Genomic DNA, 13712 nt, shown 5'->3' with positions numbered 1-13712 from the left:
GAACTTCAATCAATCATTTATTCCGCCGAAAGGTCTACCAATACCTGCCGGTAGGTGTTCAGCATCTTCGATTTCGAGACAAAGCCCAAATAACGGTTTTCCTCATCCACTACAGGCAGGTTCCAAGCCTTCGTTGTATCGAACTTCTTCATCACTTCTTCCATCGAGTCGGTCTTCACAATCCGCGCTTTCGGCTCCTTCATGAAACCTTCCACCCGATAGCGGTGATACAACTCCTGACGGAAAATAATGGTACGGATATCATCCAGTTCCACGATGCCTATCAGTTCATCGTTCACATCCACTACGGGGAAAAGATTCCGGCTCGACTTGGATATGGTCTTCACCATTTCTCCCAAATCCATGTCGGGACGCACTTTCAGGAAATCGTTCTCCACGATGCTTTCGATGTTCATCAAGGTCAGCACCGCCTTGTCTTTATGGTGCGTAATCAGTTCGCCTTTCTTTGCCAAACGCATGGAATAAATGCTATGCGGCTCGAAAACGATAATCGTCAGGTAAGCGCATACCGATACAATCATCAACGGAAGGAACAAGCCGTATCCTCCGGTAAGTTCGGCTATCAGGAAAACACCGGTCAACGGGGCATGCATGACGCCCGACATCAGCCCCGCCATGCCCATCAAAGCAAAGTTCTTTTCAGGGACGTAGGTGTCGCCGATATGGAACTCATTGCATACATACGAAAAGACAAATCCGGCAATACACCCTAAGAACAAGCTCGGAGCAAAGATTCCGCCACACCCGCCTCCTCCATTGGTAGCACTCGAAGCGAATACCTTAAACAAAATAATCAGGAGCAAATAAGGCACAAGCAAATGCGTATTGCCGTAGAAAAGCGAATTGTTCATTACGGTATCCCATTCGTACTCGGTGGTCCCATTGAGCAAGAGCGAAATCGTATCATACCCTTCACCATAAAGCGGGGGGAAAAGGAATATCAGGATGCTCAGCATCGTCCCGCCTATCGCAAACTTGATGTACGGATTGGAATAACGCCGGAAAATATTTTCTATCCAGTTCATGGCACGGGTGAAATACCATGCCACCAGCCCGCAGAAGATTCCCAACGCTATGGCATGCGGAATGCGTTCCAGCGAAAACGGATAGTCTAAATGAAACTGGAACATCGCCTCCGTACCCGTAAGCAGATAAGAAACCGAAGCCGCCGTAACGCTGGTAATCAGCAAAGGAAGCAAAGAAGCCATCGTAAGGTCTATCATCAGCACTTCCAGCGTAAACACCAGCCCGGCGATAGGAGCCTTGAAGATGCCCGAAACCGCCCCTGCGGCTCCGCATCCCACTAAAAGCATCAAGGTCTTATGGTCCAAGCGGAACAGGCTTCCCAAATTGGAACCGATAGCCGAACCGGTCAAGACAATGGGCGCCTCCGCTCCTACCGAACCTCCAAAGCCGATGGTGATGCCCGAAGCGCAAACCGAAGACCAGATGTTGTGCCGCTTGATGCGGCTCTGCTTGCGCGAGATGGCATAAAGGATTTTAGTCACACCGTGGCTGATATCATCGCGCACCACTTTCCGGATGAACAAACCCGTTATGAAAATACCTACTACGGGATAAACCAAATACAGCCAGTTGGCACCCATCGGGTCGAACCGGTTGGTCAGGAACTCCTTAATGTATTCTACCAAGAACTTCAACACATACGCCGCCAGCGCCGTGAACACGCCCACCAGCAAGCTCAGCATCAATATGAATTGTTTATCCTTGATGTGCTTTTCGCGCCATGCGATGAAATGCTGAAGCACATCAAACCTTTCTTCAGAAATCTTCATGTCCAGTCTAATTTATAACCGTCCAAAAACGGACTCAGTTGCATTGCCCTGCGCACCTGCCTTCATAAGCATACGGATATAGTCCCGCACGCCAACGCAACTATATGCATTTGAAACTACACTTACTCGCGGATGATTTTCACCTCTCCGCCTTTGCCCAACTTGATGATGCTGGAGGGCTTGGGATGCCCCGTTTCTTCCCTCCGGAAATCGACAATGTAATCGACCGCACTCTTTATCTCCTCGCTTATCTCGCTAAAGACCGCCGGAGAAGGCTCGCCGCTGATATTGGCGGAAGTAGACACAATCGCCTTGCGGAAACGGAAGCAAAGCTCTTTCGAAAACGCCTCATTGGTGACCCGTATGCCTACACTCCCGTCTTCAGCCAACAAATTGGGAGCCAAATTGCGCGCCCCGTCATAAATGATGGTCAAAGGCTTGGTAGTCAGTTCTATCAAGTCCCATGCCACGGAGGGAACATCCTGTACATAATAATCCACTTTCACCGGGCTGTCCACCAGCACAAGCATCGCCTTGCTATCGGCGCGGCGCTTGATTTCATACACCCGCTTTACGGCTTCTTCATTCGTAGCATCGCACCCGATGCCCCATACGGTATCAGTGGGATAAAGGATTACGCCCCCTTTATTCATGACCTCGCATGCGTTCTTGATTTCTTCTTTCATCATAATACCTATTTTATATTAAATGAACACAGAGGCACAGAGACACAGAGCCTTTTATTTTCAAGAAAGACAAAGCATGAAATACCTTTCTCCGTGCCTTTGTGTCTCTGTGTTCCATACATCTGTTTCATAAGAAACGCACAAAAGTACAAAACTTTCATTAAATTTGCACGAAGAAAGCTTTACTTTATGAATACAGAGCGAAAAATCATCCACATCGACATGGATGCCTTCTATGCATCGGTCGAACAGCGCGACCATCCCGAACTGAAAGGGAAACCCGTTGCCGTGGGACATGCCGAAAAGCGGGGCGTAGTAGCCGCGGCAAGCTACGAAGCGCGCAAATTCGGGGTGCGCTCAGCCATGTCATCGGTGAAAGCACTCAAGCTATGCCCCCAACTGCACTTTGTAGAAGGGCGTATGGAAGTATACAAAGAGGTTTCAGGTCAAATACATGAAATCTTCCATCGATATACCGACCTTATCGAACCTATCTCACTGGACGAAGCCTTTCTCGACGTTACCCATAATAAAAAAGGTATAGAACTGGCGGTAGACATCGCCCGCGAAATCAAGCGAAGCATCCGCGAAGAGCTACACCTGATTGCTTCTGCCGGCATATCCTATAATAAGTTCCTCGCCAAGATTGCCTCCGACTACCGGAAACCGGACGGGCTTTGCACGATACATCCCGCACAAGCCCAAACCTTTATAGACCGTTTGCCCATTGAATCCTTTTGGGGAGTAGGGCCTGTCACCGCACAAAAGATGCATACACTGGGCATTTACAACGGGAAAACACTTCGGGAATGTTCGCTCGACATGCTGGTGCGCCAATTCGGGAAAGCCGGTCAAATCTATTACAATTTTGCGCGCGGAATCGATGAAAGGCCCGTGGAACCGGTCCGTATCCGCAAGTCTATCGGATGCGAGCATACGCTTGAGAAAGACATTTCGACCACATCCTCCGCCATTATCGAACTATACCACGTGGCATGCGAACTATGCGAGCGTCTGGAGCGGAAAGAATTCAAGGGAACCACCCTCACCCTGAAAGTAAAGTTCCATGATTTCACCCAAATCACCCGGAGCATCAGCACGGACAAAACGCTCCGCATCCTGAAAGACATCCTTCCGCTTGCCAAGCAATTGCTCTCGGGGGTGGACTATCAAAACCATCCCATCCGCCTGCTGGGGCTTTCCGTATCGAATCCGAAAGAAGAAAATCCGGAAGAGCTTTTGCAACAACCCGCCCAATGGGTCCAGCTCAAATTGAAGTTCAAAGATTAAAAACAGTCATCCTTGCTACAAATATGTTTAATTTTCATTAAAGAGAAGATACTTATATCAATATTTTTTCTTACCTTTGTTCCCAAATCGGTGTTTAATAATGAGACAATTAAAAATTACCAAAAGTATCACTAACCGAGAGAGCGCCTCTTTGGACAAATACCTGCAGGAAATCGGACGCGAAGACTTGATTACGGTAGAAGAAGAAGTAGAGCTCGCTCAGCGTATCCGCAAAGGCGATCGTGCAGCGTTAGAGAAACTTACACGTGCAAACCTGCGATTTGTAGTATCAGTAGCCAAACAGTATCAAAACCAAGGCTTAAGCCTTCCGGACCTGATTAACGAAGGAAACTTAGGCTTAATCAAGGCGGCAGAGAAGTTTGACGAAACCCGTGGCTTCAAATTCATCAGTTACGCCGTATGGTGGATTCGCCAATCCATCCTTCAGGCTTTGGCTGAACAAGCGCGCATCGTGCGGTTGCCACTAAACCAGGTGGGCTCGCTGAATAAAATCAGCAAAGCTTTCTCTAAATTCGAGCAAGAGAACGAACGCCGTCCGTCTCCAGAAGAGCTGGCAGACGAGTTGGACATTCCGGTCGACAAGATATCGGATACGCTGAAGGTTTCCGGACGCCACATCTCTGTAGACGCTCCTTTCGTAGAGGGCGAAGACAACAGCTTGTTGGACGTGCTGGTAAACGATGACTCACCCATGGCGGACCGTTCCTTGGTTAATGAATCACTTTCGAGGGAAATCGACAGAGCGCTTTCTACGTTAACCGACAGAGAGAAGGAGATTATCCAAATGTTTTTCGGTATAGGTACGCAAGAAATGACGTTAGAAGAAATTGGCGATAAATTTGGGCTGACACGCGAACGCGTACGCCAAATTAAGGAAAAAGCCATCAGAAGATTAAGACAAAATTCGCGCAGCAAGTTGCTCAAATCCTATTTAGGGTAAAACGTCGGTACCCATTTTAATGAAAAATGAAGAATTAAAAATGAAGAACAAGCAAACGTAACTTGATTCTTCATTCTTAATTCTTCATTTTTTTATGTTAATTTCTATACGGAAGGTTTCATATATTCCCGTAATTGCTTACTTTTGCTTCATAAAACTATAGATTTATGAAACAGTTCAAATTGCTTTGCTTTTTGCTTATCGCATCCCTGGTCATTCCGGTTCTTGCCAAATCGCCGAAGGACAAAAATAAATATGGTGTATACATTGCCGGAGTATCTGCCTCATTCTCGGACTCATTGGTATATTTTACAGACATTCAATATGTAGACAGTGCTTCTTTAAGCGATAACGGCCTGTTGATAGGCAGGGCCCAATACAGCATCCAATTAAAAGAATACTTAGAACAAAAGGAAAACGGGAAGAACCGTACTTGCTTTGTCTATTACAATAAGAAGAAAAAGAATCTGCAGAAAGAAATCAATAAGCTGAAAGAAAAATACCAGAAAGGGAATGCTTTGGTACTTATTGACGTAAATCCGGAATTCCAGTTTAAAAAAGCCATACAATACTGATTATGAAAAAACTGTTCCTATACATTGTTTCACTCTTCATCCTAGTGGGATGCTCGGACGAAATACCCGAACATGAACGCCCCGTACAGTCCAAACGGGCGATACTTGCTTATCTGATAGCCAACAACAACTTGGATACAGACATCATGAACAATGTAGTATGGATGTACGAAAGTCTGGCACAAAGCCAAGACTCTTGTTCGTTAGCCATTTATTACAAGCCGTCTTCAAACAACAGCTATAACAACGGTTATCTAAAGGAAACGCAAATCTTAACATTCTTCACCGATGGACATGGACAGATAAACGGACAGCCTGCTTTAGAAGGAAGCGACATAACAACAGGGAATGTCGTAGAACAAGCATTGAAATATACAGCAGTTCCAGGTACCGCCACCGATCCGGATGTCATGCAAGCAAATTTGCAAGCCATGGCAGATATAATTCCGGCAGAAAGCTACGGACTTATTTTCGGATCGCACGCCACCAGCTGGATGCCTGCTGAAGAAAATCCGTTTATTTCCACAAAATCATTCGGTCAGGATGGAAGCACATACAATTCCATTAACATACCCGAGTTTGCCGATGTACTAGAAGCTAGCTTCCCCGGCAATCTTGATTTTGTCTTGTTTGATGCCTGCATGATGCAAACCGCCGAAGTTTGTTACGAACTACGAAATGCTACACATTATTGCATCGCATCTGTAATGGAAACGCCAACAGAGGGTTTCCCTTATCATCGCATTTTATCTGAGTTATATCAAGATGATATCGATTTCAACCAAATATGTACAGATGTTGTTTCGTTCAATAGAGAAATAGGGCGATGGGGGACATACGCCGTAGTGGATTGTACACAAATGGATGCTTTCGCAGCTTCTGTGCGAGAAGAAATTGCTTCAAAAGCTTCTTTGGTGGAAAATCTATCTTCCCATGCAATCCAACAATACGGAAGAAATCAATTCCGTTTTTTCTCTTTTGATATAGCAGACCTTATTCAACAACTGAATGAAGGTGTACTTCCTGATGCATTCCAACAAATTTTAAGCCAAACGATAATAGCTAAAAGCTGCATAGAAAGTGTAAACCGTCAAATCATAGGCGATTTTGACGAAGACAAGTATTGCGGAATGGGCATGTACATTCCCGATGCCGTGCCAGGAAATACCCGATGGAACGACTATTACCGTTCCGCCATTTCGTGGTACCAGACAGTATGGAGTGAATAAGGTTTATGACACATAAATTGCAAAGGCGCAGAAACAATCAGGATTCTGATTCTTTCCGCGCCTTTTCCTTTTCAGAAAATCTGTAGCTTTGATTTCCTCCTGCCGGTTGGTAGGATTCTTCCAGATATTACACATCTGACAGCGCATCGGACAACGATATGTCAGGATAATGCTTGCGTCCGTCGGACGCGGAATGTTTGTACTTGACATTATAGAAAGTTTAATTTATGTTTAGAAGCTGTTTTGAATTTCTCCAAAAAGTTTTTCTTGGCTTGATGTATTCGTTTTCGTGTGTGCTTTGGGCGATTTTTTGGTCCTTTCCGCTCCTGTTCTTCGTCAGATAGCCCGCTATCTTCCTCATCACAGAAGCGAAAATGCCTCAAAAACTCATCCCAAATCAGCGCACGATAAATTCAAAACAGCTTCTTATTATTTGATTTTTCTAATGATTTTATTCTACAGGAAACATAAATCAGATAAATATGCACTTTATAAAGAGCATATTTTACACGATTATGCTCTTTATATAATAATTTTTACTATCTTTGCTTTCAAAGCAAAAATCAACATGGGAAAAAAAGTCATTCAAGAAATCATCTTGTGGCAACAAGATTTCATTAAAAATATAAAGTTGCAAAAACGTAATATAAAAATAGATCCGGTAGGGAATTACGTTTTTGTCGGGATGCGTCGTGCCGGTAAAACATACATGCTTTATCAATATATTCAGCAATTGTTAAATGAAGGACATGATGCGCATGAAATCTTGTTCGTTAATTTCGAAGATGAACGGATTACCGATATTAAAAAAGAAGACTTACACATTATCATTGATGCTTACAGCGAACTTTTTGTACATGAGCCGATAATCTTTCTCGATGAAATCCAAAACATTGACGGTTGGGAGCATTTTGCCAGAAGACTTGCCGATGAAGGACGGCGGGTATTCATTACAGGCAGTAACGCGCACATGCTGAGTCGGGAAATAGCATCTACGCTTGGAGGCCGATTCCTTATGCAAGAGATTTGGCCTTTCACTTTTTCCGAATACCTGCAATATAAAGGAGTGGTGCTTCAACCGCATTGGCATCTTACGTCTCAAAAAGCGGAAGTAGTACGTTTACTTAGCGATTACTTTTATTTCGGTGGGTTGGCTGAATCATTTTCTTTCATCGATAAGCGTTTATGGCTTACGTCACTTTACCAGAAAGTGCTCTATTCGGATATCATTATTAGAAAAGGCATTCGTAACGAACGAAGTATGACGCTACTTATACGGAAGCTTGCTGATAGCGTAATGCAGCCGATGGCTGTAAAGCGTCTGCAAAACATTTTGCAAGGTGATGGAACTAAAATAAACCGTAACACCATATCAACCTATTTATCTTATTTAAAAGAAGCGTATCTCTGCTTTTCCATATCAAACTTTACCGATACCATTCCGCAACGGGAAGTGATGCAGAAACATTATTTTTATGACAACGGTGTTTTGAATCTTTTTCTTATTAACCCAGAAAGCAAGCTGCTTGAAAATGTGGTGTCTATTTATTTGCTACGTACATACGGTGAAGGGTTGTTTTATTACAACCGGAATGTAGAAGTTGATTTTTATATACCTTCGGAGCAACTTGGCATACAAGTATCTTATGACATGAGCGATCAAGAGACTCGCAACCGTGAAGTTTCCGCCTTAGTCAAGCTTAATGCCTTCAAGCCTCTAAAGCGTTCGGTTGTCATTACTTATAATGAGGAAAGCAGTATTGTTATAGGTAATCAGACTATCGAAATCATTCCTGTCTGGAAATGGATGTTAGAAGGGTAAGCACTCACCCCTTTTGAAAGGGCACTTTTCAGTGCCCTAAACCGAGTTTTGTTAATTAATTGGTTTTGAATTTAGAAGCTGTTTTGAATTTATCGTGTGATGATTTGGGATGAGTTTTTGAGGCATTTTCGCTTCTGTGATGAGGAAGATAGCGGGCTATCTGACGAAGAACAGGAGCGAAAAGGACCAAAAAATCGCCCAAAGCACACACGAAAACGAACACATCAAGCCAAGAAAAACTTTTTGGAGAAATTCAAAACAGCTTCTAAATCCGGCATCATCATATTTACGCTCCCTCATAAAGAATTCCCTTAAGATATTGGAAAAGCGTTCAGCCGTCGGTTCACCGCCCTGGTTGTAAGCCTTGACAAACTTGTTTTTGACATGGGACATACAAACTTGATGTATGGTATCTTTAAACCGGGCGGATTTCAACTCATCCCCGATAAATATATAAGCCTTGTATCCGTTGGACATGATACTCTTCAATACACGAACCAGCTCATCAAGGTATTTCTTGCCTTTCTTAAGCCAGTTGCGTAAGGTGTTTTTAGAAATGGTCATTCCTATGAATGATAGACAACACACGGCTGTGCTTGCAACGCATATCGGTAAAGTCACGCACATAATAAAAATGATTCAGACCGGTAACACTCAGCATAGACCCTCCAGCTTCTCTATCATCCGGACTAAGTCCTGATAGCTTAAATTCTTTTGGGACAAGTGTAACCCATTACTGATACGGATGTCAATCCATATGCGGACGGGATTGTCATTGCAGCCTTTTGATACAGGTTTAGGCCGGTCACCAGTCTTAGAAGCTGTTTTGAATTTATCGTGCGATGATTTGGGATGAGTTTTTGAGGCATTTTCGCTTCTGTGATGAGGAAGATAGCGGGCTATCTGACGAAGAACAGGAGCAAAAAAGACCAAAAAATCGCCCAAAGCACACACGAAAACGGATACATCAAGCCAAGAAAAACTTTTGGAGAAATTCAAAACAGCTTCTTAATCTTTTCTTCATGGGTAATCTCAGGAGCACCGTCAACCTGAACCTCAACTACTTTTTTGCGGGTATCCTTAAACCATTTCTGGAAAATGTTATAAGGGACTTTGTTCTTGACACAAAACGATTGGAGAGATTCTCCACGGGGTAACGCCTCCGTCTGGTACTGAAAGTAAAACCTTTCAAGATCTTCACTGCTATACATAATTCTATAAATTTAGTCGGCAGCGAAGGTACCCATTTCAATCAATAGCCTTTTTTTGACTGCTTACAATTTTATGGATTTATCTGCTTTGCGTATATTTCTTGCCAAAGAACTTAGCCGCCAAGAAGTATTTTATTTTTTGAGACCAGTTCTCGTTTCCCAGCTGTATCATTTTTACCTCTTTATAGGAATACCCTTTGGTCTCTATCCATACATCAAGTAGCAACTCGCTGATTCTACCGAACAGGCGGGCATCAAATGCTGACAAAGTAGAGAAATCTATTTGTTTCTCCACTTTAAATAGAATGTCAAACAACCATGCACAATACTCATCCGCATAACTCTTCTTCATGATGAACATGTTAAACATGTGTCCCCACGTTCGTTTCATTACCTTGTTGAAAGCAGGCAGATATTCCGGATAGTCTTTCGCAATAATACCTTTGGTCTTTTCCAAATGAGAAATGTCGTGCGTATGTTCGTAGTGCGACCAAAGCGATTCTATATAGTATCTCCGTTTCTGTGGCAATATGATGTCATGTTTCTTGCATAGTGTTTGGGCTTCTTCCTTTGTCAGCAGACATTGCCACTTATCTTTCCCGTGTTTCATTCCGAGATATCTGCGGTAATGCACCAATCCTACATAATCCGCCTTCAGGTTTTTCCAAGCCCAATAAACGGCAGTCAGTTCACTGTAATAAGGATTTTTCTCCGAAATGTTCTCCCCCCCATTGTCAGGCTGATAACCTAAGTCTAAATCCGGATGCAGAGCCTTGCCCACCTGTACAGGCAGGTACACGTTGTCTTTGGGCATTTCACATTGCTTGTGAGCCGCCACCAAAATCTTGATATTCATAAAATATATTGTTTGAAATAGATAAAACGAAAAGATTCAATGCACTGTTATGGATTTTTCTGTATCAGCCAGCCCTCCATTCTAAACATCGCAATTGGTGTCTTGTCGCCAACAACATGTGAGCGCAATTTTTCTTCCAATGTTCTTTTCTCGGAATCGCTATAGTAGCTCATGTACCATTTTATTTGTGCCGGACTATCATTTGATTCATATATGGCTTTGAAGTAAGGCATATCCACATTCCCTAAAGAATGACCGAGAATGATTATTGTTCTGATATCATACAAATCGTTGATAAAACATTCGTTTTTCTTTAAAATGTCGGCAACGGGCTTTCTTGATAACTCAAAGTATTCCTCCACAGCCTCGGTCATCATTTCTTCTTCTGGCAGCTCTGCCCTATTAGAGGTATAATGTCGTTTGTATCCTTGAGGATTTGACTTAGTCCAAAGTTCAAATGTGTCTGTTCCATCATGTCCTATAATAGGAAGATTCTGCTTGTTTGATATTTCCCCATGTATGTAAAGAATGTTTTCTGCTGGTATTCCATAAACTGTTTCCAGAAAAGGAGTGTAATTAAAAGTAATGTACCGCGCGTAACTATCCAGCCATAATTATTCATTGCATTTTTCATTTAACTTAAAAAAACATTTCGCCATTTTTCATAGATAACTTTCGGAGACAAATGCTCTTTTATGAACTCTCTATGTTTAGAACACTTTTGTCTGAAATCGGGATGTTCTATCATATAATCCATGGCTTCAGACAATTTGGAGATGTTTTCTTTTTCAACTAAGATGCCTCCTCCTTCTGCCAATAATTGTGCGGGACCTTCCGGGCAATCGAATGCTACAGAAGGCATCCCCAGGCTCATTGCTTCCACTAAGACCATGGGGAAACCTTCATATCTGGATGATAATACAAAAAAGGCGCTTTTTGCGAACTCCCCATTTATATTATCCGTATATCCCTTTAAGAATATATTCCTTTGCAGACCAAGAGCTTGAATTTGTGATTGTAATGCCTCTTTCAATTCTCCTTCTCCGAATATGTTCAAATGCCAATCCGGATGCTTGTCAAATACGTCTTTTGCTGCTGGAATCAGCATGTCAAATCCTTTTGAAGGATGCAAACGCCCTACGGCAATGATGGTCTTACTGGTTAGGTCCAATTTAAAATCATCATTAGCAATCGCCATATTAGGAATAGTGACAACTTTATTTTGTGGAAGATGCCTGCAAAACCTCATCCGGACTTTATCGGTCAATACGATTATCTTTTTAAAGAAAGAATAAACAAAGCATCTTAAAGCCCTGACAGGTTTCGGATACAAGTCATACTTAAAATGTTCACATCCTAATACATACTTAGATTGTCCAATCAACCATAACAAGGTATTGGCGAAAAAGTTTTGTCCGATGAAAACATTCTTTTCATATTGGTCTACCTGTGTTTTAAAAAACGTTTTTAAAGCATTAATACTTTGATAAAAAGAGTATAAACGAGCGATAAAACCATTATCAATAGGATATCGTTCATGTGATAAATAAACAATATCTACTTCCGGTACTGTTTGATAAGTTTCTTTTTCTTTTCCCTTATTGAAAGAAACGATAGTCACCTGATGTCCTTTTGCAACAAACAGATTAGACAAATTTACTGTTACCCTTTCTGTTCCACCTGTTAAGGATATATCCTGAATAAAAAAATAGATGTGCATGATATTAAAAGTAAAAAATTAATGTAGCTTTAGAGTCGCATCATAGCTTTGTCTGATGACTTTTAACAAGTTCATCGCCTGCGTAATATATTCTTTATTTTTATGGGCAATATATGTGGCATCAAAACAAGACATGAGTTAAGGAATTTTTTCTACAACAGAAATGAGCTGCTTTCCATTCTCCAATATACAATGAAAATCCTGTAAGTCATAGTCTTTTAATAATCTATATATTTTAGAATCCCCATTTGTTGAAAAGCGATCCTTCTCCGTTATTGACTAATATCATTTGATGACCTTTTATAAGAAAAGGATGTATCGAATCAAAACATTGTTGTAAGTATGGAGCAACATTATAAATTGGTAAAATAAAAGATATTTTTTTCATTGTACTATTTCAAGTTGAGATAGATATTTAACAAGCTGTTTCTGATAGAAACATTCGAGTAATATTTGTTATAAAATACTTGCTGGTCTTTTTCCATTTGCAACGTATCACTGTTTAATAAACATTTTAATTGTTTTGTAAGGTCTTCAATACAGCCGCTTTTAAATGTCATCGCTATTTTAGACTGCCTTACCATTGAAGTAAAATAGGGAATGTCTGAGACTAACATTGGAGTACAAAAAAAACAAGCTAAAGATAATACCCCTGATTGAGTCGCTGATATGTAAGGATAGACAACAGCAGCTGCATTTCGATATAAATAAGCGATTTCTTTGTCAGCAATATAACGGTTAATTAATATTACATTATGTGTTTGATCAGTTATTTTTGTCGGTAATTTCCCTTTTCCCGCAAGAACTAATGTATATTTATTATTTAGGATTGAAGATTGACAAAAAGCATCAAAGAGTAATCCTATACCTTTATATTCTTCTATTCGACCAAAAAAAAGAATGTATTTATTTTGCAATTCTCTAAGTTCTGGAGGAATTTCATTTCCATTTTTAATTTCGCTTGAAACCAAAGAAGGGAATTCATGAAAAAAAATATTTTTTTCAGGGAACATTCGCTTTAGTTCTTCATATTGAAGACGGCTATTGGTGAGTAAGTTAGGGCATATTTTAAAATTTTGCATTTCTTGTTTAGCCAAAACTTTATATTTCCATATTTTATAGAATTCTTTTTTCTGCTCGTGAGGATGTAAATCATGTACCGTCACTAATGTTTTAATTCCTTTTTTATGAAGCTTATTCAATACTTTAGTATCTGTACAACCATTGATAAAATGAACAATAGTAATTTCATTTTTTACGCAATAAGATAATAGTTTTCTACGGTATTTAGCACTATAGTAACCAAGCAAGAAATCAGCCTTAGAAATTATACCATGATGAAATTTAAAGAAAATACTTTTTGAATGTAATTCAGGCTTTACATTTTTCTCAAAGAAATTATCCTCCATATCAAAAAAGAAATAGTTAATATTATCATTAGGTGATAATGTGTTCACTATTTCACTAACATACGGTCCCATACCTGAAAATGAAAGATGGGCGATTATTAAGATTTTTTCTTGCATCACAAGTTATGGTTTAAAT

General features: G+C 41.0%; 12 protein-coding genes and 3 pseudogenes. 6 read left to right on the top strand and 9 right to left on the bottom strand.

Annotation, left to right across the window (positions count from 1 at the left end; all coding sequences use genetic code 11):
* Positions 1–17: 17 nt before the first annotated feature.
* Both BACSA_RS01530 and BACSA_RS01525 read right to left on the bottom strand, forming a co-directional pair.
* Positions 18–1817 carry a chloride channel protein gene (locus BACSA_RS01530; RefSeq protein WP_013616365.1) on the bottom strand — a complete coding sequence of 600 codons (1800 nt, stop codon included), beginning with the start codon at positions 1815–1817 and terminating at the stop codon, positions 18–20.
* Between the two features lie 122 nt (positions 1818–1939).
* Positions 1940–2503: an L-threonylcarbamoyladenylate synthase gene (locus tag BACSA_RS01525; protein WP_013616364.1), complete on the bottom strand. Its 564-nt coding sequence runs from the start codon at positions 2501–2503 to the stop codon at positions 1940–1942.
* A gap of 189 nt (positions 2504–2692) precedes the next feature.
* On the opposite strand from BACSA_RS01525, the gene dinB reads away from it, so the two are divergent.
* The 4 genes from dinB to BACSA_RS01505 all read left to right on the top strand — a co-directional run bounded on the left by dinB (position 2693) and on the right by BACSA_RS01505 (position 6558).
* Complete coding sequence (gene dinB, locus BACSA_RS01520; RefSeq protein WP_013616363.1) at positions 2693–3793, top strand: DNA polymerase IV; 1101 nt, start codon at positions 2693–2695, stop codon at positions 3791–3793.
* A 100-nt stretch (positions 3794–3893) separates the two neighbouring features.
* On the top strand, positions 3894–4754 hold the full coding sequence (locus BACSA_RS01515; RefSeq protein ID WP_013616362.1) for a sigma-70 family RNA polymerase sigma factor: 861 nt from the start codon (positions 3894–3896) through the stop codon (positions 4752–4754).
* Positions 4755–4921: 167 nt separating this feature from the next.
* A complete protein-coding gene (locus tag BACSA_RS01510) occupies positions 4922–5329 on the top strand; it encodes a hypothetical protein (RefSeq protein WP_013616361.1) in 408 nt (135 codons plus the stop codon).
* Positions 5330–5331: 2 nt separating this feature from the next.
* Positions 5332–6558 (top strand): clostripain-related cysteine peptidase, encoded by a 1227-nt coding sequence (locus BACSA_RS01505; RefSeq protein WP_013616360.1) that lies wholly within the window; start codon positions 5332–5334, stop codon positions 6556–6558.
* A gap of 78 nt (positions 6559–6636) precedes the next feature.
* On the opposite strand, the pseudogene BACSA_RS20505 reads toward BACSA_RS01505, so the two are convergent.
* Positions 6637–6768 (bottom strand): annotated as a pseudogene (locus tag BACSA_RS20505) (radical SAM protein); the annotation flags it as partial.
* An 88-nt stretch (positions 6769–6856) separates the two neighbouring features.
* Between BACSA_RS20505 and BACSA_RS01495 the strand changes: the two are divergent.
* Both BACSA_RS01495 and BACSA_RS20030 read left to right on the top strand, forming a co-directional pair.
* Positions 6857–8380 (top strand): ATP-binding protein, encoded by a 1524-nt coding sequence (locus BACSA_RS01495; RefSeq protein ID WP_245546566.1) that lies wholly within the window; start codon positions 6857–6859, stop codon positions 8378–8380.
* A 99-nt stretch (positions 8381–8479) separates the two neighbouring features.
* Positions 8480–8695: a hypothetical protein gene (locus BACSA_RS20030; protein ID WP_169311424.1), complete on the top strand. Its 216-nt coding sequence runs from the start codon at positions 8480–8482 to the stop codon at positions 8693–8695.
* Here the strand turns inward: BACSA_RS20030 and BACSA_RS20500 are convergent.
* The 6 genes and pseudogenes from BACSA_RS20500 to BACSA_RS01460 all read right to left on the bottom strand — a co-directional run.
* Positions 8651–8959, bottom strand: a pseudogene (locus BACSA_RS20500) (hypothetical protein); the annotation flags it as partial. The gene BACSA_RS20030 and the pseudogene BACSA_RS20500 sit on opposite strands and share 45 nt — an antisense overlap.
* A 434-nt stretch (positions 8960–9393) precedes the next feature.
* Positions 9394–9591 (bottom strand): annotated as a pseudogene (locus tag BACSA_RS20495) (hypothetical protein); the annotation flags it as partial.
* 79 nt (positions 9592–9670) lie between these two features.
* Positions 9671–10447, bottom strand: coding sequence for a DUF4422 domain-containing protein (locus tag BACSA_RS01475; RefSeq protein ID WP_013616357.1), 777 nt, complete (start codon positions 10445–10447; stop codon positions 9671–9673).
* Between the two features lie 47 nt (positions 10448–10494).
* A complete protein-coding gene (locus tag BACSA_RS19085) occupies positions 10495–11034 on the bottom strand; it encodes a bacteriophage abortive infection AbiH family protein (RefSeq protein WP_262501263.1) in 540 nt (179 codons plus the stop codon).
* Between the two features lie 47 nt (positions 11035–11081).
* Positions 11082–12167 carry a glycosyltransferase family 4 protein gene (locus BACSA_RS01465; protein WP_013616356.1) on the bottom strand — a complete coding sequence of 362 codons (1086 nt, stop codon included), beginning with the start codon at positions 12165–12167 and terminating at the stop codon, positions 11082–11084.
* Between the two features lie 392 nt (positions 12168–12559).
* Entirely contained in the window at positions 12560–13693 is a 1134-nt protein-coding gene (locus BACSA_RS01460; protein ID WP_013616354.1) for a glycosyltransferase, read from the bottom strand.
* Positions 13694–13712 lie beyond the last annotated feature (19 nt).

It is taken from the genome of Phocaeicola salanitronis DSM 18170, assembly GCF_000190575.1.
Classification (GTDB): domain Bacteria; phylum Bacteroidota; class Bacteroidia; order Bacteroidales; family Bacteroidaceae; genus Phocaeicola; species Phocaeicola salanitronis.
This window is presented reverse-complemented; position numbering and strand designations above follow the sequence as displayed.

What these genes read in the sequence shown, in the direction of transcription:
- BACSA_RS01530 (WP_013616365.1), bottom strand. Translation starts at nt 1,817, where the DNA reads ATGAAGATTTCTGAAGAAAGGTTTGATGTGCTTCAGCATTTCATCGCA.
- BACSA_RS01525 (WP_013616364.1), bottom strand. Translation starts at nt 2,503, where the DNA reads ATGAAAGAAGAAATCAAGAACGCATGCGAGGTCATGAATAAAGGGGGC.
- BACSA_RS20030 (WP_169311424.1), top strand. Translation starts at nt 8,480, where the DNA reads ATGATTTGGGATGAGTTTTTGAGGCATTTTCGCTTCTGTGATGAGGAA.
- BACSA_RS01475 (WP_013616357.1), bottom strand. Translation starts at nt 10,447, where the DNA reads ATGAATATCAAGATTTTGGTGGCGGCTCACAAGCAATGTGAAATGCCC.
- BACSA_RS01505 (WP_013616360.1), top strand. Translation starts at nt 5,332, where the DNA reads ATGAAAAAACTGTTCCTATACATTGTTTCACTCTTCATCCTAGTGGGA.
- BACSA_RS01460 (WP_013616354.1), bottom strand. Translation starts at nt 13,693, where the DNA reads ATGCAAGAAAAAATCTTAATAATCGCCCATCTTTCATTTTCAGGTATG.
- BACSA_RS01510 (WP_013616361.1), top strand. Translation starts at nt 4,922, where the DNA reads ATGAAACAGTTCAAATTGCTTTGCTTTTTGCTTATCGCATCCCTGGTC.
- BACSA_RS01465 (WP_013616356.1), bottom strand. Translation starts at nt 12,167, where the DNA reads ATGCACATCTATTTTTTTATTCAGGATATATCCTTAACAGGTGGAACA.
- dinB (WP_013616363.1), top strand. Translation starts at nt 2,693, where the DNA reads ATGAATACAGAGCGAAAAATCATCCACATCGACATGGATGCCTTCTAT.
- BACSA_RS01515 (WP_013616362.1), top strand. Translation starts at nt 3,894, where the DNA reads ATGAGACAATTAAAAATTACCAAAAGTATCACTAACCGAGAGAGCGCC.